At 43.4% G+C, this 19,864-nt stretch carries 20 protein-coding genes; 9 read left to right on the forward strand and 11 right to left on the reverse strand.

All coding sequences use genetic code 11. The annotated features are described in order from the left end of the window. Nucleotides 1–170 precede the first annotated feature (170 nt). Together hmgA and hppD are read left to right on the forward strand one after the other, a co-directional pair. The gene (hmgA, locus tag BM528_RS06950; protein ID WP_071979264.1) at nt 171–1,469 is read left to right on the forward strand and encodes a homogentisate 1,2-dioxygenase; all 1,299 of its coding nucleotides are present in this window, start codon (nt 171–173) and stop codon (nt 1,467–1,469) included. A 288-nt stretch (nt 1,470–1,757) separates the two neighbouring features. Beyond that, complete coding sequence (gene hppD, locus BM528_RS06955; protein ID WP_071979265.1) at nt 1,758–2,834, forward strand: 4-hydroxyphenylpyruvate dioxygenase; 1,077 nt, start codon at nt 1,758–1,760, stop codon at nt 2,832–2,834. Between the two features lie 92 nt (nt 2,835–2,926). On the opposite strand, the gene BM528_RS06960 is transcribed toward hppD, so the two are convergent. Next, complete coding sequence (locus BM528_RS06960) at nt 2,927–3,298, reverse strand: VOC family protein (protein ID WP_071979266.1); 372 nt, start codon at nt 3,296–3,298, stop codon at nt 2,927–2,929. A gap of 556 nt (nt 3,299–3,854) precedes the next feature. Between BM528_RS06960 and BM528_RS06965 the strand changes: the two genes are divergently transcribed. The 6 genes from BM528_RS06965 to BM528_RS06990 all read left to right on the forward strand — a co-directional run bounded on the left by BM528_RS06965 (nt 3,855) and on the right by BM528_RS06990 (nt 7,371). After that, a complete protein-coding gene (locus tag BM528_RS06965) occupies nt 3,855–4,244 on the forward strand; it encodes an ACT domain-containing protein (protein WP_071979267.1) in 390 nt (129 codons plus the stop codon). A 2-nt stretch (nt 4,245–4,246) separates the two neighbouring features. Beyond that, on the forward strand, nt 4,247–4,750 hold the full coding sequence (locus BM528_RS06970) for a PTS sugar transporter subunit IIA (RefSeq protein ID WP_071979268.1): 504 nt from the start codon (nt 4,247–4,249) through the stop codon (nt 4,748–4,750). 187 nt (nt 4,751–4,937) lie between these two features. Beyond that, a complete protein-coding gene (locus tag BM528_RS06975) occupies nt 4,938–5,285 on the forward strand; it encodes an ArsC family reductase (protein WP_071979269.1) in 348 nt (115 codons plus the stop codon). Further along, nucleotides 5,279–6,415 carry a succinyl-diaminopimelate desuccinylase gene (dapE, locus tag BM528_RS06980; protein ID WP_071979270.1) on the forward strand — a complete coding sequence of 379 codons (1,137 nt, stop codon included), beginning with the start codon at nt 5,279–5,281 and terminating at the stop codon, nt 6,413–6,415. The genes BM528_RS06975 and dapE overlap by 7 nt, the downstream gene beginning before the upstream one ends. Next, nucleotides 6,415–7,101: a M15 family metallopeptidase gene (locus BM528_RS06985; protein ID WP_071979271.1), complete on the forward strand. Its 687-nt coding sequence runs from the start codon at nt 6,415–6,417 to the stop codon at nt 7,099–7,101. The genes dapE and BM528_RS06985 overlap by 1 nt, the downstream gene beginning before the upstream one ends. Before the next feature lie 69 nt (nt 7,102–7,170). Next, nucleotides 7,171–7,371, forward strand: a complete 201-nt coding sequence (locus BM528_RS06990) for a DUF2897 family protein (RefSeq protein WP_071979272.1) — start codon at nt 7,171–7,173, stop codon at nt 7,369–7,371. Between the two features lie 426 nt (nt 7,372–7,797). Here the strand turns inward: BM528_RS06990 and BM528_RS07000 are convergent, their stop codons facing one another. The 10 genes from BM528_RS07000 to BM528_RS07045 form a co-directional block, all read right to left on the reverse strand. Then, on the reverse strand, nt 7,798–8,124 hold the full coding sequence (locus BM528_RS07000; protein WP_071979274.1) for a heavy metal-binding domain-containing protein: 327 nt from the start codon (nt 8,122–8,124) through the stop codon (nt 7,798–7,800). A gap of 28 nt (nt 8,125–8,152) precedes the next feature. Then, entirely contained in the window at nt 8,153–8,557 is a 405-nt protein-coding gene (locus tag BM528_RS07005; RefSeq protein WP_071979275.1) for an HIT domain-containing protein, read from the reverse strand. Further along, nucleotides 8,550–9,590 carry a succinylglutamate desuccinylase gene (gene astE / locus BM528_RS07010; RefSeq protein ID WP_071979276.1) on the reverse strand — a complete coding sequence of 347 codons (1,041 nt, stop codon included), beginning with the start codon at nt 9,588–9,590 and terminating at the stop codon, nt 8,550–8,552. The genes BM528_RS07005 and astE overlap by 8 nt, the downstream gene beginning before the upstream one ends. Nucleotides 9,591–9,819: 229 nt before the next feature. Further along, nucleotides 9,820–10,260 (reverse strand): NfeD family protein, encoded by a 441-nt coding sequence (locus BM528_RS07015; protein ID WP_071979277.1) that lies wholly within the window; start codon nt 10,258–10,260, stop codon nt 9,820–9,822. Nucleotides 10,261–10,264: 4 nt separating this feature from the next. Next, nucleotides 10,265–10,423, reverse strand: coding sequence for a hypothetical protein (locus tag BM528_RS07020; RefSeq protein WP_156844037.1), 159 nt, complete (start codon nt 10,421–10,423; stop codon nt 10,265–10,267). Nucleotides 10,424–10,442: 19 nt separating this feature from the next. After that, nucleotides 10,443–11,384, reverse strand: coding sequence for a slipin family protein (locus BM528_RS07025; protein ID WP_071979279.1), 942 nt, complete (start codon nt 11,382–11,384; stop codon nt 10,443–10,445). A 278-nt stretch (nt 11,385–11,662) separates the two neighbouring features. Further along, complete coding sequence (locus BM528_RS07030) at nt 11,663–13,000, reverse strand: putative bifunctional diguanylate cyclase/phosphodiesterase (RefSeq protein WP_071979280.1); 1,338 nt, start codon at nt 12,998–13,000, stop codon at nt 11,663–11,665. A gap of 270 nt (nt 13,001–13,270) precedes the next feature. After that, nucleotides 13,271–15,748, reverse strand: coding sequence for a glycogen/starch/alpha-glucan phosphorylase (locus tag BM528_RS07035; RefSeq protein WP_071979281.1), 2,478 nt, complete (start codon nt 15,746–15,748; stop codon nt 13,271–13,273). Nucleotides 15,749–15,969: 221 nt separating this feature from the next. Further along, the gene (pgm, locus tag BM528_RS07040) at nt 15,970–17,622 is read right to left on the reverse strand and encodes a phosphoglucomutase (alpha-D-glucose-1,6-bisphosphate-dependent) (RefSeq protein ID WP_071979282.1); all 1,653 of its coding nucleotides are present in this window, start codon (nt 17,620–17,622) and stop codon (nt 15,970–15,972) included. 28 nt (nt 17,623–17,650) lie between these two features. Then, nucleotides 17,651–18,502: a replication initiation regulator SeqA gene (locus tag BM528_RS07045; RefSeq protein WP_071979283.1), complete on the reverse strand. Its 852-nt coding sequence runs from the start codon at nt 18,500–18,502 to the stop codon at nt 17,651–17,653. Between the two features lie 380 nt (nt 18,503–18,882). Here BM528_RS07045 and BM528_RS07050 point away from each other — a divergent pair, with 380 nt between their 5' ends. Further along, nucleotides 18,883–19,842, forward strand: coding sequence for an AAA family ATPase (locus tag BM528_RS07050; protein WP_071981201.1), 960 nt, complete (start codon nt 18,883–18,885; stop codon nt 19,840–19,842). The last annotated feature ends 22 nt before the right edge of the window (nt 19,843–19,864 follow it).

The raw sequence follows: 19,864 nt of genomic DNA on the forward strand, positions 1-19,864 counted from the left end.
TCTCACTAATATTTTTAGAAGTAACGAGATGAACAGAAGGTTTCAACTCACTATAAAAGACCACGATGTAAAATCACTATTTAAAATTACTATTTAAAATCACAGTGTAGAAATGCAGCGCAGAAGAACGGTTGATAATACCGCGACCAAAAAAGCAAATTGGGGGAGCAATGAAAAACTTAAAATACATGACGGGTTTCAATAATGAGCACGAAACCGAGGCGCTAGAAAATGCCCTTCCTAAAGGCCAGTTTAGTCCCCAGAAAGTAAATTATAAGCTGTATGCAGAACAGTTTAGCAGTACAGCATTTACGGCCCCTCGTCACGCCAACAGACGCACCTGGACTTATCGTATTAGGCCGTCTATTGCTATGGGCGACTTTGCACCTTATGCCCACGCTCTAATAAAAACCGCTCCGGATAGCGACATTCTCTGCCCTCCTAATGTTCTGAGGTGGAATCCTATTCCACTGCCAGAGAAAAGCACCGATTTTGTTGATGGCCTAGTCACTATTGGCACAAATGGCGATGCGAAAGCGCAAATTGGTATGGGCATTCACTGCTACGCTGCCAATGCGTCTATGGGCAATAGAGTGTTTTACTCTTCCGATGGAGAAATGCTGTTTGTACCTCAAGAAGGTAAGCTTAACGTGAAAACCGAATTTGGTTTACTCTCTGTAGTGCCCGGTGAAATTATGGTTATTCCTCGTGGCGTGCGCTTTTCTGTAGATGTGAGCAAAGACGAGCCAATTCGCGGCTACATTTGTGAAAATTATGGCCATCCGTTTGTTTTGCCCGAACGCGGCCCTGTAGGAGCCAACGGCTATTCAAATCAGCGCGATTTTCTTTACCCTGTGGCATGGTTTGAAGATAACGATATGGCGCATACTGTTATCAATAAATTCTGCGGCAATTTGTACGCAGCGGAAATGGACCACTCTCCTTTTGATGTAGTGGCATGGGTAGGCAACTCTGCCCCTTATAAATACGATCTTGCTAACTTTAATGTGATGAACACTGTGAGCTTCGATCATCCCGACCCCTCTATTTTTACTGTGCTCACCTCGCCCTCTGAATTAGAAGGCACTGCAAACGTAGACTTTGTGATATTTCCTCCACGCTGGATGGTGGCAGAAAATACATTTCGCCCTCCTTACTATCACAGAAATGTGATGAGTGAATTTATGGGGTTAATTGAAGGTACGTACGACGCAAAAGAGCATGGTTTCGTGCCAGGCGGAATGAGCCTGCATAATTGCATGACGCCTCACGGCCCTGAGGCCGAAGTGTTTGAAAAAGCATCGAACGCAGATTTAGGTCCACAGCAATATAAAGATACGTTGGCATTTATGTTTGAATCCCGTTACGCCATTGCACCAACGGCGTATGCCATGCAAAGCCCGCAACGGCAAAAAGACTATATCAACTGCTGGAGCGGCCTGAAAAAATATTTCGATGGTAACCTTTAAACAGGTTGCGTTATTAAGTCATGGTGAATTAACGAGAGTACATAAGGCTGTATCAAATTATGGACACTCTCTACCACCATCAATTTTTAATAAAAGCGCTAAAAATTAGTATTTTAGGGCTTTTATTACCCCATTAAACCGCTGAGTATTTTGGAGTGAAAACTTATCGTTACAGCTTTGCTTTCCATAGCAAAAGCAGGTGTTCGTAGCGTCTATTGCTTGTGTTTTAACGTCGCGCTTACAATCGATACACAATTACAAAAACATATTCACGAAGGAAAACTTCCTATGGCAGATCTATTTGAAAATCCCATTGGTTTAGACGGCTTCGAATTTTTAGAATTCACCGCACCAGAGAAAGGTATCTTAGAACCCATGTTTGAAGCGATGGGTTTTACGCTTGTGGCTCGCCATAAATCAAAAGACGTTGAATTGTGGCGTCAAGGCGACATTAACCTTTTAAGTAATTACGAAAAAGACTGTCATGCTGCCTACTATGCTGAAGAGCACGGCCCTTCTGCTTGCGGCATGGCGTTTAGAGTAAAAGACTCACAAGTGGCTTATAAAGAAGTGTTAGAGCGTGGGGCACAGCCCATGGACACTTACACCGGTCCAATGGAGCTAAAACTGCCTGCAATAAAAGGTATCGGCGGTGCCATGCTATACCTCATCGACCGTTATAAAGGCGAAAATACCATTTACGACATCGACTTTAACTGGATTGAAGGCGTAGATCGTCACCCAGTTGGATGTGGTTTCCATACTCTAGATCATCTTACGCACAACGTTTACCGTGGTCGCATGGACTTTTGGGCAAACTTTTACGAGAAGCTCTTTAACTTCAGAGAAATTCGCTATTTCGATATTAAAGGGGAATACACAGGACTGCTGTCTAAGGCGATGACAGCTCCAGATGGCAAAATCCGAATTCCGCTAAATGAAGAAGCTGTTGGCGGTGGCGGTCAAATTGAAGAATTTTTGATGAAATATAACGGCGAAGGCATTCAACATATTGCGTTTGCCTGCGATGATTTAGTCGCTTGCTTAGATAAGTTGAAAGCCAGAGGTATGAAGTTTATGACGCCTCCGCCTAATACTTACTATGAAATGCTAGAAGAGCGCCTTCCAGGTCATGGCGAAAATGTTGAAGAACTTCAAAAGCGCGGAATATTACTCGACGGCACAACAAAAGATGGCGAGCCTCGACTGCTGCTTCAAATATTTTCTGAGACGGTATTTGGCCCGGTTTTCTTTGAGTTTATTCAGCGCAAAGAAGATGATGGCTTCGGCGAAGGAAATTTCAAAGCGCTGTTTGAGTCTATAGAGCGTGATCAAGTTAGCCGCGGCGCTATTAATAAAAAGTAGCGAGCAACAAGCTACTCGATAAAAGCGCTAGCCCTTGCGGCAAGGCCTTTAATTTACGGCGGATGAAGTTTCATTCGCCGTTTTTTATTGTCTCATTCATCGCCATTTTCACTCCCCTTTTCATATAGCGCAAAGGGGGCGCCGGATGGGTCTAGGGCCACGCAAAAAAGGTCACTACCGTGATGTTTCACGTCCCCTACTTGGGTTCCGCCTGTCTCTTTTAATGCGGCCAGTGATTTTTCTACACTATCAACGGTGAAATAATTAATCCAACCACCTGGTAGTTCGCTATTTACCCCTCTTTTATGGCAAATGCCTCCAATTGGCGTACCGTCGGGCTTCATCATTACGTAGTCGCTGTATCCGCCCATATCTATCGCCTGTTTCTGCCATCCCATTACCGCCTCATAGAAATGCACTAACTCCTCTGCACAGTCAGTTGTAATATCACACCAATCAGCCATAACTCTTCCTTAATAAAATTTTGGATTTACGCATTTTTGTTTATCTTTGCTAATCTTTGCATATGTAGCGGCACAGCAAATATGCAGAGATATTTATTCAGTTTAGCTTATGTCACTAAAAGCGACTTATCTTGTTGTGTAAAAAGTTGCCCTCATTCATCAAATGTGGCTGTTATGAAGTGATCTGAATAAAAGGTATAAGGCCGAGTTGGAAAAGTTAAACAAGGGTGCATATTAACGGCACTTAGATCTTATCTGCTAACGCGCTTTTCGCTAAAGATTAGACATAATGTCAAGCAAAGAAATTGCAAAAAATATAAACATTTTTTATTTAAGTTGTAGACATAGCCTGTGGAAAATGCTTGTTAAACCGTTAATGTTATCCACTGAGCTTTTTTTGTACAGTTTATTTTTTTGTTTAATATCAACAAATTAAGAGAACACTCCAAACTACTCAACAAACTTATCCACAGATAAAGTGGATAACACGTGACACTTAATCACAGTTAATGGTTTAATGTGGATATGTTGAAGTATTCATATTTTTAGATAATCCATGCCTAAACAAACACTCTTCGTACACGACGAGTTATTCACTATTCACAGTCTGGATCCAGACTCAAGCATTCCTTCGTCAGTGCTTAGTAGCCCTCTATTTTTTCTTGGAAAAACCGAAGACGAGCTCTCTATTGTGGTGCCAGAGTCTGTGGAAGTCGATTCTGTCGACCGCGACGAAAATTGGAGAGCATTAGAGTTGCTAGGCCCCCTTCACCTCTCTATGGTGGGTATTATGGCTGAACTCGGACAGGTTTTAGCCGCGGTAAAAGTCTCTATTTTTGTTGTATCCACGTTCGACACCGACTTCTTTTTGGTAAAGGACAACAAACTTAGTGATGCTGTAAAAGCGCTTAAGAAAGCTGGTTATACCGTCAACGAGACCCCGTAACAGTGAAGAAAGGCCAGTTACTTTTTAGTGCACCTGACTCATACAGAAAGTCGTTTGATGTGTTAGCGCCTATGAGCGGACAGGTAAAACCGTTAAGTGCTGCCAGTGATAGCCTATATGCAAAGGGGTATTTTGGACCAGGAGCGGCAATCACATCACCATCGTCAAGTGTGAAAGCCCCTTTTGGCGGTATCTGCACTCGCGTTATCCCACTTGATTACGCTGTTGAAATTAAGTCGAGTGCAGGACTAAAGTGTTTGATCAAATACGGTAGCGATACCCATCAATTGCATGGCGCTCAATTTTCTTGCGCAATAAAGACAGGTGATACATTTAAAGCGGGTTCTCTATTATTTACCGTTAATTCTAGCTGGCTAAAGCAGCAAGGCGTCGAAAATATTTGTATAATGACCATATTAAACGGCCATGCATTACTTGGCGTAATGACCACAGATAGAAAACATGTAGACGCTGTGGAAGATCCATTACTCACGCTATTCGTGTAGCCCCATGCTTGTTTGCTAATTTTTATGGGTTATTGGCATGGCTTATTGACATGACTTATTGGCATGGCTTATTGACATGACTTATTGGCATGGCTTAGCGACATGACTTAGCGGTGTAGCTCAGCGACATGGTTTAAATACGCACACGACACAAATAAACGGTTTTATAAGTACGGAATAGATATATATGAGCACTGTTATTTACGGCATTCCAAACTGCGATACAATTAAAAAAGCAAAAAAATGGTTAGCCGAACGGGATATTGAATTCACGTTTCACGACTATCGAAAAGAGGGCGCAGATTCAGAGTTTTTACAACGCGCCGAAGCACATCTTGGCTGGGAAGTAATGCTGAACAAACGCGGCACCACCTACAGGCAGCTTGATGAAGCAGAAAAAGCGACCATTGATAGAGAAAAAGCTCTGACCCTGCTTGAACTTCACCCGGCCATGATTAAGCGCCCAATTATGGTTCACAACAATCAATTCTATATTGGTTTTAAACCTGCTCAATACGAGGAAATATTTTGTTAAACGATTCAGTCATCGACATTGCTAAAAATCTGATCAACCGCCGTTCGGTTACACCAGAAGACGCCGGTTGTCAGGATGCGATGAAAACATTTCTCGACGCTTTAGGTTTCAACAATGAGACCATGGTGTTCGATGACACCACAAATTTATGGTCGCGACGCAATACCGAAGGCCCACTGTTCTGTTTTGCAGGCCATACTGATGTTGTCCCAAGTGGACCTGAAAGTGCTTGGAAGACATCTCCTTTTGTCGCCACAGAAATAGACGGTTATCTGCATGGTCGTGGAGCCGCAGACATGAAAGGCAGCTTAGCAGCTATGCTGGTCGCTACCAGAGAGTTTGTGAATAAGTATCCCGATCACAAAGGCAGCATCGCATTTTTGATCACCAGCGATGAGGAAGGGCCATTTATCAATGGCACTACCCGCGTTATTGATACCCTTGAAGCGCGCAATGAAAAAATTGACTGGTGTTTAGTTGGCGAGCCATCTTCTACTGACCACGTTGGCGACATTGTGAAAAACGGTCGTCGAGGCTCGCTAACCGGCGACCTTATTGTTAAAGGTATACAGGGGCATGTTGCTTATCCTCACCTAGCCAAAAACCCTGTTCATATGGCCGCAGCTGCACTCGATGAACTAGCTTCTTCACACTGGGACAATGGCAACGATTTCTTCCCGCCCACCAGCTTTCAGATATCCAATATCCATGCTGGTACAGGCGCTGGTAATGTTATTCCCGGTGAAATGCACGTGTGTTTTAACTTTCGCTTTTCAACAGAAGTTACCAACGACATTCTCATAGAGCGCACCAAAGCCATCTTGGACAAACACGAGCTGGATTACGATATTAAGTGGACATTCAACGGGCAACCATTCCTTACCGACTCTGGCGCTTTACTTGAAGCCACTCAAGGCGCTATTGAAGCGGTAAAAGGCACGCCAACGGTGCTTTCAACTGCCGGCGGTACATCCGACGGTCGCTTTATCGCACCCACTGGAGCGCAAGTTATAGAGCTAGGCCCGGTTAACGCAACCATTCACAAAATAGATGAATGCGTAAAAATGTCAGATTTAGAACAACTCGCCGACATGTACTTCGGTATTTTAGAACGCCTGCTGGCTAACTAATGCCATCAAGTATTTTAAAGCAACAGTGGCTAGGTCAGCAAAACGACTACTTAGTAGACGCTGGCCATGGACACTTTCTTCACCCTGATGTGAATGATGCTGTTAAGGCGATGCAGCAAAAAGCGCATCGTGACGGTATCGATTTACAAATAGTAAGCAGCTATAGAAGCTTCGACCGCCAACTGGCTATTTTTAATAGAAAATGGCGGGGGGAAGCTGTGTTACGAGATGCCCAAGGTAACGAGCTTGTTTTTAGCGAATTGTCTGACACCCAAAAATTACAGGCTATTCTGACATGGTCTGCATTACCTGGAGGCAGCCGACATCATTGGGGTACCGATCTTGATGTCTATGACAGAACCTCTGTTCATCAATGGAGCGGGAGCTTTGAGTTGGTAGAGCAAGAATATTTATCCGAAGGCCCTTGCTATGCGTTAGCGTGCTGGCTTGAGGATAATATGAATGAATTTGGCTTTTACCGCCCTTTCGAGAAAAATGTTGGTGGCGTGGCGCGAGAACCCTGGCATATTAGTTATAAAAGTGTGGCGTCAAACTTTGAGTTGGCTAGAAGTGAAAACGCATTAGCCGATGCCCTTACGCAAAGTGAGATCCTTGGCAAGGACATTATTTTAGGCCAACTGCCCTCGTTGTACCAACAATACGTGCTTAATAAGGGCGAAAGCTAGCCGCCTCTAATAACCTGTGAGTTGAGCATAATATTTCGCTGTCATAACTTTATAAACGGAGAACACTCAATGGACACAACATGGATAGTCTTAATTATTGTACTCGTGCTAGGTGTCATTGTTGGCAACATTACTCTGTTGAAGTACAGCGCAAAATTTAAATTCCCTACGCCATCAAAGCCCTTTGATAGCAATAAAAAGCAGGATGACGACAAGGCGAGTAAAAAAACGTCAAATGGGTTTGACGATGAAGATGATGACGAGTGGTAAATCTATCGTTTTAAAAACATCGAGTAGGGTGAGGCTTGCGCCTCATCCCTCTCACAGAACCGTACGTACGGGCCTCGTATACGGCTCCTGCATACTTCATATCACTTGCTAAGACGCCCTTGCCATTCGGATTATCTTCCCCTCAGTCAGGGTGATTCAGGTTTCTTTCAACCTGACGGGTTTGCCAGCTTCGCTGGGCAAACAAAAAAGCGCAACATTCGGTATGTCGCGCGTTTTAGGAATATCACAACTACGCCATAGGATAAAACAAGACTTCGTTAAAAACAGGCAAAGTGTTGACTGCTTTTATCAATGCAGGCGTTTAACAGCTTGCGTTCCGGTGACAAAGCTTTGCGGTGACAGGCATTGCGGTGACAGGCTTTCCAGTATAAGGCCTTCCAGAATAAAGCTTTCCAATATCAGGCTTTAAAGAGGCGAAGTTTTTACTGCGGTGCCGCTAATGCTCACCATAAGCATACTGCCTTTATCGCCAATAACTTGGTAATCAAGGTCGATACCCACCACTGCATTGGCGCCCATTGCTCTTGCTTCGTGCTCAATTTCACTAAACGCCAACTTTCTAGCCGTAGTAAGTTCTTCTTCGTATGAACCAGAACGTCCGCCCACGATGTCTCTGATAGAAGCAAATAAGTCTTTAAATACATTGGCCCCCATTACCGCTTCGCCAACCACGATGCCGCAATATGCATCAATTTTCTGACCTTCAAGTGTAGGGGTTGTAGATATAATCATAGGTAACTCCATTTAATTTAGGTTTTATTCAGGATGTTAGTTTCAATTTTAATTCTGAAATTATCTCTGCAGCATCGCTTTCTTCATAGGCCACAGAACTCTGATTTCCCCATACGGGTTTAGGCCACGCCACGTCATTTTCAAAACGGGCAACATGATGCACGTGCAGTTGCCTAACCACATTGCCAAGCGCTGCCACATTAAGCTTATAAGGTGAAAATAACTTCTGCATTGCTTTAGATACTTTGGCAGACTCACTCAGCAGCATTTGTTGTTCTTGCTCGGTTAAATCAATTATTTCAGCTACGTCGTTTCTCATCGGCACTAAAATAAGCCATGGAAATTGACTGTCATTCATTAAAAGTACACGACTGAGCGTTAAATCGCAGACAAAAAATGTATCATTCTGTAACCGACTGTCTAATTCAAACATCAAGATCGTCCAGTTTTGTAGGCACTACCGTAAGCAGTGCTCGTTGGCCAATAGCCACTTTTGCATTAGGAAATACAATAGCTTCCCCGTCTACTTGGGCTGTATAGTCTGTGCCCGGCTCCGAGGCGAGAACGGTTCCTTTTGGATAACCCGTAAAGTTTGGCGTATCGTCGTCGAAATGCAGTGTAAACTCTTCTTGTTGTCTGTTTATCACTTGGTTAACCCGAAATATATCAAGCTCATCCATGTCCACTTGAGGAGAATAATCATTGCTGGTTATAAGAGAAACCAAAGCGTCTTTAGCTTCCTTAAAGCGACTCATGTCGTTTTGCCCAAAAGGCTTTACCTTGCCAAGCTCTACCGTAAACGCATGAGCATTGTGGTAGAAAGAAGAGAAGTAACTAAATGTAGTTGTCGGGTTTTCTGAAAGAAGAATAGTTTTTACGCCGCATGCAGCAAGAAATGCAAGCTGACTTTTGCTGTGTTTTCTATCGTGAAGATACGGATACACCGCAAACTTCTCATTTTTAGACTCACGAATTGCAGTGTGTAAATCGTAATGCAAACGCTCACCGTTTTGCTCGTTCTGCCTCGTGAAAAAGTCAGCTACTGCATCTTCAAGGGCTTTCGCACGCTTGCGTTCATCGTTTATCAGTCCCTCTCCTTCTGAGTGCGCTCCGCTAAATAAGCGGTTCATATTCTCTTGAACAAAGCGCTCTGCAATATCCATTGCAGGTAAGTTACCAAACAGAAAAAGCACATTGTGCGACAGGGAAAGTTGACCAGATAAAATACGCTGCACCAGCTCATCACATATTTCTATGGGTGCTGTCTCATTACCATGAACACCGCAAGATAATACCACTTTCTTCTTGCTCGTAGTGTTGCCTACGGGATGAAATTGAATGATGCCAGGCGCAGTAATAATCACGCTTGTGCCATTGGCCAATTCGAAGGTCGTTGGTGCTGAAAATAGAGAAGGCGATTGTCGGGATAAGGCGAGAAAGTTTCCGCCATCGATAAGTTGCTGCATAGTTAACCTACGTAATCAAGAATGCTAATAGTCTAACGACACCCTTAATTAAAAGCACGTTTTCGCGCGCAAAATCTGAGTATTAACAACATAGAAAGCGTAAAGAGCACTTCACCTAAAAGGCTGGCGAAAGCACTCTTTTTACTCACAATCTATTTTTATGAGCGTGCTCAGTTACATTTACTGATTATGGTTTTACTAACTCTAGTTTTACCCATTTTGGCTTCTACTACTTTTTAGCGCTTACGATGAGTATACCCACCTCAACATCTTGAATAACAACACTGGTGCCGGCCGCTAACTGCTCATCGCTTTTTACTTTCCATGTTACTCCAGAATAGTGCAACGATGATGGTTGAGCAGGCCCTACGTCTTGAGAAAGCTCTACAACATTACCCACCAAGTCGCTTTTTACTTTGCGAGGCGCCCTATCTCGTTGAAGATATTTCATAGGTTTCCACAGTGCCACCATAAGAATGGAATCTAGCACAGATACCGCAATAAAAAGATTTAGTACACTGGGCTCAAAAACGCCCATATACACTAATGCAGAGGTGACTATTAACGATAGCCCTAGTGTGAAAAGCAAAATAACTGAGAACCCTAGTAGCGATTCTAAAATCATTAATACCAAGCCTAATGCAAGGAGGTAGCTTTCTATATTTTCCATAACTCTATTTCCAAACAATAGTTTGCGTAATCGTACTTGGCGTAAAAGTACTTGGCGTAATAGTACTTGGCGTAATAGTACTTGGCGTAACAAAACTTTGCATAGCAGGCCTTTGCATAACACGCTTTTGCAAAATCAGGCTTTTAATGGCAGTGCTTTTCATAACAAAAAGCTTCACGCAATTAATCAACTTTTTTGCCCAGCTTGTTCACAATTGACATGGCCTGCGCAACAACACTTCCTATTTCCGTTGAGCCGTCTGGCAGTAAAATTACTGAGCTCTCTTTAGCAATCTGTTCTTTTGCTTTAATAGCACCTTTTGCCAAGTCTAACTGCACGGCTTTTTGACCATCTTCAGTAGCAGCGGCCCTACCCACTGTTTCAATAGCTTCTGCATCGGCTTTAGCTACCTGAATTATTGCTTCGGCTTCACCTTGGGCTTTTAGAATTTGCTCTTCTTTCTCGGCTTGAGCTGCTAATACAATAGATTGCTTCTCACCTTCTGCGCGGTTGATAGCGGCTTGCCTGTCACCTTCCGACTCTAAGATTTGTGCTCTTTTAAGACGCTCGGCCTTCATTTGCTGTTCCATGGCATCAAGAACAGAGTTTGGCGGATTGATATCTTTTAATTCGTAACGAAGCACCTGAACGCCCCAGGGCGCTGCGGCGTCGTTAAGTGCAGACACAATATTAGTGTTTAATAAATCTCGCTCTTCAAAAGTTTTATCCAGCTCCATTTTACCCAGCTCTGAACGCATGGTGGTTTGAGCTAATTGCTTTACTGCGAAGGTATAATTTTCTACGCCATAGGTAGCTTTGTAAGGATCGACCACGCGAAAATAAAGTACACCGTCTACCGACAGCGTAATATTGTCTTTAGTAATGGCAGATTGTTCAGGAACGTCTTCGGCCTGCTCTTTTAAAGAGCGGTCTGCGGCAACCGTGTCGATAAATGGCACGATAAAGTTAAGCCCAGCTTCAAGAGTGGTATTGTACTTCCCAAAACGAGAGATAATGTAGGCTCTGTTTTGCGGTACGAACTTCACCGATGACTTGAGTAAAACCACCACAAGGATGAGTAAAAATGCCTGGTAGGAGAACAAGTAATTGAATACAACGTCCATATTTAAATTCCCTCAATGTTTACATTAGCTATTTAACTGAGCTAATTGTTTTTATTATTAAAATAAGAAATGAAGCACTTTTCAAGCTGTGCTTTATAATAGTTTTTGCTTTAACAAGTTATACCACAGAAAAGGCGAAGTGTGATAACCATACTCCACTCGCTTCCGTTTGTGGAACGAGCTCAAGCTGGTGTTTAAGTGAGTAAGTTAGCGAAAAAGTCAGAGCATTAGCGAGTCAAGTAACTAAAACTCAACAGAGAGGAGCTTCCGTTTGTTCTTTATGCCTGCTTCCTCGTTGGTGAGCTGCCGATAATAACTTCCTGCTGAGCCAAGGTCACAAATTGTTTCAACGGAACTGCTTTAGAGAACAAATATCCTTGCCCATCGGTAATACCAATGTCTCTTAAGATATGTAGCTGCTCAACGGTTTCAACGCCTTCTGCAACCACCTTACAACCTTTAGCCTCTCCGATAATTTTAACAGCTTCTATTATCGCTCGGTTTACGCCTGCTTCCTCTAATTCCATAACAAAAGCTTTATCAATTTTAAGCGCATCGAGATGTAGGTCACGTATATAAGCTAGGTTAGAATATCCCTTACCAAAATCGTCAACAGATATAGAAATATCTAAGCTTCGTAATTCATCTAATTGCTTTTTAACCATTAATGAGTTTGAGAGCGCAATATCTTCTGTTAACTCAAGCTCTAATCGAGACATGGGAATATCGTAAGACTTACTGAGCATGTGTAACGTAGGAATAAGTTGATTATCGTAAAGCTGCGTTGGCGATATATTCACCGATAGAGAAAGCTGAAGTTTCAATGCCTCAAACTCCGCCAGTGTTCTAAACGCTTGCTCGAGAGTCCAATAACCCAACTCATTCATCATGTTATAAGATTCAGCAGCTTCGATAAGCGGCCCGGGAAAAAGCACGCCATCAAGAGGATGGTTCCATCTGAGAAGACACTCAGCGCCCACAACTTGTAAGGTTTGTAAGTCTACTTTTGGCTGGTAATATAATTCTAATTCGTTTTTGGATAGCGCACGCTTTAAGTCTGCTTTTAACGCAAGGCTTCTTCCCGTGTCAGCTTTATCTTTGAGTGCGAGTGAAAAGTAGTTCTCGTATTTGTTTTCTTTGGCTTGTTTTAATGCGGCCTCAGCACGAGAGACAAATGCAGTGATATCAAAACGCGGCGTATCAACTTCACTGTTTACCCAATGTGTGTCGTTGCTGCACACCACGCCCACATTAAAATCTGCCATAAATGCATTATCTTCGTAATGCATGGGTACTTTGAAGTGCTCTACAAGGTAATCGAATGAATAACGAAGCGACGCCTCGTTACTAACATTTGGGAACACAATCCCAAAAACATCACCGCTTATTCGGCCAATAGACACATCTTTGCCAAACAGCGATTGGATCCTATTCGCTATCTCAAGAAGAAACTGGTCGCCTACGGTGATCCCCAAACTGGTGGTTACATCAGAAAACCTCACAACATCAACGAGCATTAACGACAGCTCTGAACACTGTGAAGCGACTTTGGATACACTATCTATAAATGCGAATCTATTTGGGATAGTGGCCAGTGAAGTATGGGTTCTACTCATGAAGTTTCCTTGCGCTCAATGGCAACGAAGTACTAATACTAACTGCTTCTATAGAAACACTGCGCAACGTTTGTAGCAATGCCACTAACGTATAAATAAGCATACGAGGTTATACTTACGTATAGCTTACGAATACTTTATTCCATATCTGCGCAAAGTTGCGCTCTCTCGGTAACCCGATATTTATGAGTGTAGTCTAATTGCCGGCTACAAAATGAAAAAAGCCCGAAAATAATAACATTTTCGGGCTTTTTCGATGATGTATTGCGATTAGCCTTCGATCTTACACGGTGAAAGCTTCCATACACGCTCTACATAGTCTTTTATTGAGCGATCTGAGGTAAATTTACCCATTTTCGCCGTATTGATAATGGCCATTTCAGCCCAACGCTCTTTATCTCTATAGGCGGCGTCTACTAGAGTTTGTGCATCAGAATAAGCTCTAAAGTCAGCCAACACCATGTACTGATCGCCGTGATCTAGAAGGCTTTGCTTAATAGAAACTAGTGCACCTGGCTTACCGGGTGTGAAGTAGTCTGTTTCTAACCAGTCAAGAACCGCTTTTATCTCTGCATCTTTGTAGTAATAGTCGTGAGGGTTATAACCCGCAGCTTTACGCTCATTCACTTCCTCAACAGTTAAACCAAAGATAAAGATGTTTTCATCGCCTACTTCTTCAGCAATTTCAACGTTCGCGCCGTCTAATGTACCAATTGTCACCGCACCGTTAAGCGCAAGCTTCATGTTACCTGTACCAGAGGCTTCTTTACCCGCCGTACTAATTTGCTCAGACACATCTGCAGCCGGAATCATCTTCTCTGCCAACGAAACGCGGTAGTTCGGTAAAAACGCCACTTTAAGCTTGTCGTTTACACGCGGATCGTTATTTATCTTTTCAGCCACTTTGTTGATGGCATAAATGATATCTTTTGCCAGCTTGTAGCCCGGAGCCGCTTTCGCACCAAAGATAAACACGCGAGGATGCATGTCATAATCTGGGTTTTCTAAGATTCGACGGTATAGAGCCATGATATAAAGAAGTGCTAGATGCTGTCGCTTGTACTCGTGCAGACGTTTAATTTGCACATCAAAAATAGCATTTACATCAACTTCGATATCCAAAGACTTGCGAATTTCCTCTGCCAATAACTCTTTGTTCTCTAGCTTCACTTTCATGAACTGCTTTTGGAACGTTTTGTTTTTGGCAAACTTAGCTAAACCTTGAAGTTTATCTAAGTCCGTCGGCCAGTCATCACCAATTTTCTTGTCGATAAGCTTTGAAAGTTTTGGGTTACACGCTTTCAACCAACGACGTGGCGTAATACCGTTTGTCACGTTAGTTAACTTACCTGGATAAAGCTCATCAAACTCTGGGAAAAGAGAAGACTTGACTAGGCGAGAGTGCATTTCTGCCACACCGTTAACCGCAAACGAACCGATAACCGATAGGTTACCCATACGTACCATCTTCTCACTGCCCTCTTCAATAATCGACAGCTTCGCTTTCATGGCATTGTCGCCAGGCCATTGCTTATCAACTTCAGCCATAAAGCGATGGTTAATTTCGTAAATAATTTCTAAGTGACGCGGAAGGATTTTCTCAATCATTCGTGCAGGCCACTTTTCTAGTGCTTCAGGAAGCAAAGTATGGTTTGTGTAGGCGAATACTTTAGTACAAATTGCCCACGCGTCGTCCCAATTAAGTTCGGCGCGATCCACAAGAATACGCATTAATTCAGGGATTGAAATGGCTGGATGAGTATCGTTAAGCTGAATAACAACTTGATCAGCAAAGCGACTCCAGTCATCTCCATGCGCGCGCTTGTAACGGCGAATGATGTCTTTTAGTGAGCATGAGCTGAAGAAGTATTGTTGAATAAGACGAAGCTCTTTCCCGGCTTCGGTTTCATCATTCGGATACAATACTTTAGAGATAGTTTCTGCTTGCACGTTTTCACGTTGTGCATCTACATAACCACCCGCGTTGAATACATCCCAGTTAAAGTAACCTGATGCTTCAGACTGCCACAAACGCAATACGTTAACGGTTTTACCTTCGTAACCAACAACCGGAATATCCCATGGCACCCCCTTAACAATCGAACCAGGGTGCCACTCTTTTACTACACGTCCGTTTTCACCGTATTTAGTTTCTACGTAACCGTATAGTGAAATTTCTTGAGTAGATTCTGGGCGACAAATTTCCCATGGATTGCCGTAATCTCGCCAGCTATCAGGACGCTCAATTTGCGCGCCACTCTTAATTTCCTGACGAAACAGACCGTGCTCGTAGTGAATTCCATAGCCAATTGCAGGCATTTCCATCGTTGCCAGTGAGTCGATAAAGCACGCTGCCAAGCGGCCTAAACCACCGTTACCTAGCGCCATATCCGGCTCTTCTTCCAGCACGTCTGAAATTTCTACACCCAGCTCTTTTAATGCTTCGCTTGCAACTTCAAACAGACCAAAGTTTTGCAGGTTGTTCGATAGCAAACGCCCCATTAAAAACTCAGCAGAGAAATAATGTACTGCACGCGTATCGTTTAAATAGTGAGACTTTTGAGTTTTACGCAGCCCCTCTAATACTTGTTGCTGCATAGCGGCACACGTTGCTTTCCACCATGCGTGGTTGTTTGCTTTGTTTTCGTCGGTACCCAACGAACAATGAAGATGGTTTATGACCGCAGCCTTAAACTCAGACTTGTCAATTTTTTGAGAGGTTTGCGTCTTTGCCGCTTTTGCATTCATATTGCGTCTCACTCTTAGGTTAAACGGTGCTCATGCACCCTCTAAAACGTAATTTAATTACAGCTTACGTCAATAATATGACAGTAATATATCAACACTTAAACGATTATGTTGTTATTATTTTGTAAACAAAACAAAAAAACGCATGAATTCGTATGCATTCATGCGTTTTTTAACATTTAAATTACATTTAAAGCTAAAAGCAGTTTAATTTTTAAGCACTAACCGATAATTTTACCCACTAACGCTTCGGCCTCTTCAATTAAGTTCTGTAAGTGAGTTTCACCTTTAAAGCTTTCTGCGTATATTTTATATATTTGCTCGGTACCTGAAGGACGCGCAGCGAACCAGCCATTTTCAGTCGATACTTTCACACCACCAATAGCTGCGTTATTACCGGGTGCGTGAGTTTGTATGGATACAATGGGCTCTCCCGCCAGCATATCGTTGGTTACAACAGAGGCATCCATTGCCGATAGTTTTTGTTTTTGCTCTAGGGTGGCGGCAACATCGACACGGTTATAAACGGGAGCAGAGAATTGTTCTGTTAAAGCAATATAGTGCTCGCCTGGATCTTTACCCGTTACCGCTAAAATTTCAGCGGCGAGTAAACAAAGAATGAAGCCATCTTTGTCAGTTGCCCAAGTGTCACCATTTCTCTCTAGAAAAATGCCTCCGGCACTTTCTTCGCCCGCAAAGCCAATGTGGCTATTGGCTAGTCCGTCTACAAACCACTTAAAGCCAACGGGCATTTCTGCCAACGGTCTGCCTAAACTTTTCGCTACGCGGTCAATCATGCTGCTAGATACTAAGGTTTTGCCTATTTTAAGAGAAGCTGGCCACTCGGAGCGGTGGGTGTATAAATAATTAATGGCCACAGCAAGATAATGATTGGGGTTCATCAGCCCTACGCTCTTACACACAATGCCGTGTCTGTCGAAGTCTGGATCGTTGCCCCACGCTAAATCAAAGTTATCTTTTAGTTCAATAAGTCCAGCCATGGCGTAAGCAGAAGAGCAGTCCATGCGCAGCTTGCCGTCTTTATCTCTTCGCATAAAACCAAACTGGGGGTCTACACTGTCGTTGACCACTTCAATTTTGATACCGTATTTTTCGCTTATACGCGACCAATAGCCAATGCCTGCCCCGCCGAGCGGGTCTGTACCCAACGTGAGGTTTGCTTTAGCAATCGCTTCCATATCGATAACCTTCGCTAAGTCATCAATATAGGGTTCCATGAAGTCTTCTTCGCGAACAAGCTTGCGCTCGCGGGCATTTAAAATATCAATTCTTTTAACGTCTTTGTTTCCATCGGCAATAAGCGCATTGGCTCTGTCTTGGATGAGTTTGGTCACATCGCTGTCGGCTGGACCGCCGTGGGGAGGATTATATTTAAATCCACCATCTGAAGGCGGGTTGTGTGATGGCGTAATTACAATGCCGTCAGCCTGATGTTCCGTGTTATCTCGGTTATAGCGTATTATAGTGCGAGAAATAACCGGTGTTGGTGTATACCCCAAGCTTGCATTATCACTTCGTTGAACAACGACATCGACACCATTGGCGCAAAGCACTTCTATTGCAGTCACCATAGCGGGTTCAGAAAGTGCATGGGTGTCTTTCCCTATATATAAAGGCCCCGTTATTCCCTCTTGCTGTCTGTACTCAACCAACGCTTGGCATATGGCACTGATATGGGTATCGGTAAAGGTACAGTTTGACGCTGTACCTCTATGGCCAGACGTACCGAAAGATACGCCTTGACCTGCCTCGCGAATATCAGGTTTAAAGCTATAGTACTGACTTACCAGTTGCGCAACGTTAATAAGCTGTTCTTTTGCCGCAGGCTGTCCAGCTTGAGGGTGTAATGCCATGTTTTAGTCCTTTATGATATAGGGTCGATTATTTGCCTTCAGAAGAGAAACGAGAGATCACGCTGTCGATAACTTCTGGTGAATAGCCTAACTGACGCAAGACCTGTTCCAACATACTCACTTTTTTAGCGGTGTTGTTATTGGTTACTACCCAATAAGAACTGTCTGGTATCGCTTTGGGATTGGTGCTACTGCCATTCTCGAGCAAGGCTTCTTTGCTTGTTGCGAAATAGGTTCTATTTTTGCCCTTAATTGATTCTACGCGCTCGAAGCTATCTGCATTAAGTTTGTGCGCTGCACTTAAAACGAACAAGAATTGATCTACTCGTTTTGTGAATGTAGACAATGCGCTTTTAGATACCAGAGTTAAAATATCGTCTTTATCATGAGCTTGTGCAGCGCTGCTTGCTTCACTATCGGCATTCTCGTTAACTGGTGCTGCAGATGTTACCGCTGCTTTTGCCGAGGCTGCCTTTTTCACCGGAGATTGCTTCGCTCTGCTCGTTGAAGAGGAGGTTGCTGACGTGCTAGTGCTCGCATCATCTTGAGCTGCGCCTGCAGTCGATTTACGTTGTCTGGTTACTGTGGCTTTTTCGGTAGCCGTATTTGAGATGGCGGTTGCAGAAGGCACTTGTTTTTGAGTTGTTGATACTTCTACCTTTTTATCCGCTTCAGCACTTTGCGAAGCACTCGCATTCTTTACTGAGCTGTTTGCTGTATTGTTTGCCAAAGATGCCGCTGGCGTTTTAACACTGTGCAGTGCTGCCCCGTCTTCGGGTAACAGTAAACGTCTTAAAATTTTCGATGCACTCTCACCAATATGCTTTGTTTGACTGGCGATAAAGGCATATAAATCATCATCTATTTCAATGCTTTTCATAACTACTTCCTTTTTTAGATGCACCATTATAGACAACACAGAATAACTACGCAGCACAAAATGCCACTTAATATGTAAGCAGCCAAGTAATGAGCAAATATACTTGGGTATTAAAGTACAGCAGAATCTAGTATGCCGACATTGCTAGAATTAAATTGTGCGGCTTTTAATAGACTGAACTAAAAAACAATTCTGGTTCATTTATGCGAATGCAACGACAACAAAGCGCCCCAAAAAGTAATAAGAAGCTACAACAGCACTATTGCGCTTTAATGAAGGCAGGCGCGTAACAGTAAATAATAGCTGCAATTATGTGCTTTAATTCAAGCATGTTTGATGAAGCAGGCAATCCACAACAATTAACCTTAAGTGATAATGCAATGCGTTTAGATATTGAAGAAATTTTACAGGCTTTAGGTGAAAAAATAATTGGCAAACAGCACCAACTCAAGCTGGCGCTTACCTGTTTGCTCTCAAACGGCCACCTGCTTATTGAGGATTTACCAGGCATGGGGAAAACCACCCTGTCTCATGCGCTTTCCCAAGTATTCGGGTTACAATATTCACGCATTCAGTTCACTTCAGACTTGCTTCCTTCCGACATGCTAGGTGTCAATATTTTCCACACTGGCGAGGCCGATACCGATAAACAATTTACTTTTCGCCACGGCCCTATTTTTAGTCAAGTGGTGCTGGCCGACGAGCTAAACAGAGCAAGTCCTAAAACCCAGAGCGCCTTACTTGAAGCTATGGAAGAGCGCCAAGTCAGTATAGATGGCACGACTCACTCTCTGCCCTCGCCATTTTTCGTTATAGCGACTCAAAACCCAAGTTCTCAGTCGGGCACATATCCGCTGCCAGAATCTCAGCTCGACAGGTTTTTCATGCGTATATCGTTAGGTTACCCAGAGTGGGATGCCGAAAAAGCTATGCTGAAACAATCTAATGCCTCAACCGCACTTTCACAGATATTAGACGAAGGGAATCTTACAGCGCTTCAAAAAAGCGTTGATGACGTGCACGCCAGTGATGCGCTTATCAATTACATTTTGATGCTGGTTAATGAAAGTAGAAGTAACAGCGCTTACCCCAACCCGCTCTCGCCACGAGCCAGTAGAGCGCTTTTGCAAGGAGCAAAAGCCTGGGCCTTTATTTCCAACAAGGCGTTTGCAACCCCGGATGATGTACAAGCGGTATTTACGGCCATTACCGCTCACAGACTAACGTCGTCATCACAGCATCAAGGCACTGGTTTTGATAACAGCACTTACGCGAGAGAGTCTGCTGGCGAAACGCTCAGTAAAAAACTGCTTGAAAGCATCGATCCTCTGGCGGCTTAATAAGGTGAGTAAGGTTGATAAC

This window comes from Alteromonas sp. RW2A1 (genome assembly GCF_001886475.1).
Lineage (GTDB): Bacteria > Pseudomonadota > Gammaproteobacteria > Enterobacterales > Alteromonadaceae > Alteromonas > Alteromonas hispanica.

Excerpts from the sequence above, each read along its gene's own strand:
- BM528_RS07050 (WP_071981201.1), top strand. The coding sequence starts at position 18,883 with ATGCGTTTAGATATTGAAGAAATTTTACAGGCTTTAGGTGAAAAAATA.
- BM528_RS07015 (WP_071979277.1), bottom strand. The coding sequence starts at position 10,260 with ATGGAAAATATAGAAAGCTACCTCCTTGCATTAGGCTTGGTATTAATG.
- BM528_RS07045 (WP_071979283.1), bottom strand. The coding sequence starts at position 18,502 with ATGAAAAGCATTGAAATAGATGATGATTTATATGCCTTTATCGCCAGT.
- BM528_RS07005 (WP_071979275.1), bottom strand. The coding sequence starts at position 8,557 with ATGTTTGAATTAGACAGTCGGTTACAGAATGATACATTTTTTGTCTGC.
- hppD (WP_071979265.1), top strand. The coding sequence starts at position 1,758 with ATGGCAGATCTATTTGAAAATCCCATTGGTTTAGACGGCTTCGAATTT.
- BM528_RS06990 (WP_071979272.1), top strand. The coding sequence starts at position 7,171 with ATGGACACAACATGGATAGTCTTAATTATTGTACTCGTGCTAGGTGTC.
- BM528_RS06960 (WP_071979266.1), bottom strand. The coding sequence starts at position 3,298 with ATGGCTGATTGGTGTGATATTACAACTGACTGTGCAGAGGAGTTAGTG.
- BM528_RS07025 (WP_071979279.1), bottom strand. The coding sequence starts at position 11,384 with ATGGACGTTGTATTCAATTACTTGTTCTCCTACCAGGCATTTTTACTC.
- pgm (WP_071979282.1), bottom strand. The coding sequence starts at position 17,622 with ATGGCATTACACCCTCAAGCTGGACAGCCTGCGGCAAAAGAACAGCTT.
- BM528_RS07000 (WP_071979274.1), bottom strand. The coding sequence starts at position 8,124 with ATGATTATATCTACAACCCCTACACTTGAAGGTCAGAAAATTGATGCA.
- hmgA (WP_071979264.1), top strand. The coding sequence starts at position 171 with ATGAAAAACTTAAAATACATGACGGGTTTCAATAATGAGCACGAAACC.
- BM528_RS06975 (WP_071979269.1), top strand. The coding sequence starts at position 4,938 with ATGAGCACTGTTATTTACGGCATTCCAAACTGCGATACAATTAAAAAA.
- BM528_RS06985 (WP_071979271.1), top strand. The coding sequence starts at position 6,415 with ATGCCATCAAGTATTTTAAAGCAACAGTGGCTAGGTCAGCAAAACGAC.
- BM528_RS07020 (WP_156844037.1), bottom strand. The coding sequence starts at position 10,423 with ATGAAAAGCACTGCCATTAAAAGCCTGATTTTGCAAAAGCGTGTTATG.
- BM528_RS07030 (WP_071979280.1), bottom strand. The coding sequence starts at position 13,000 with ATGAGTAGAACCCATACTTCACTGGCCACTATCCCAAATAGATTCGCA.
- astE (WP_071979276.1), bottom strand. The coding sequence starts at position 9,590 with ATGCAGCAACTTATCGATGGCGGAAACTTTCTCGCCTTATCCCGACAA.
- BM528_RS06965 (WP_071979267.1), top strand. The coding sequence starts at position 3,855 with ATGCCTAAACAAACACTCTTCGTACACGACGAGTTATTCACTATTCAC.
- BM528_RS07035 (WP_071979281.1), bottom strand. The coding sequence starts at position 15,748 with ATGAATGCAAAAGCGGCAAAGACGCAAACCTCTCAAAAAATTGACAAG.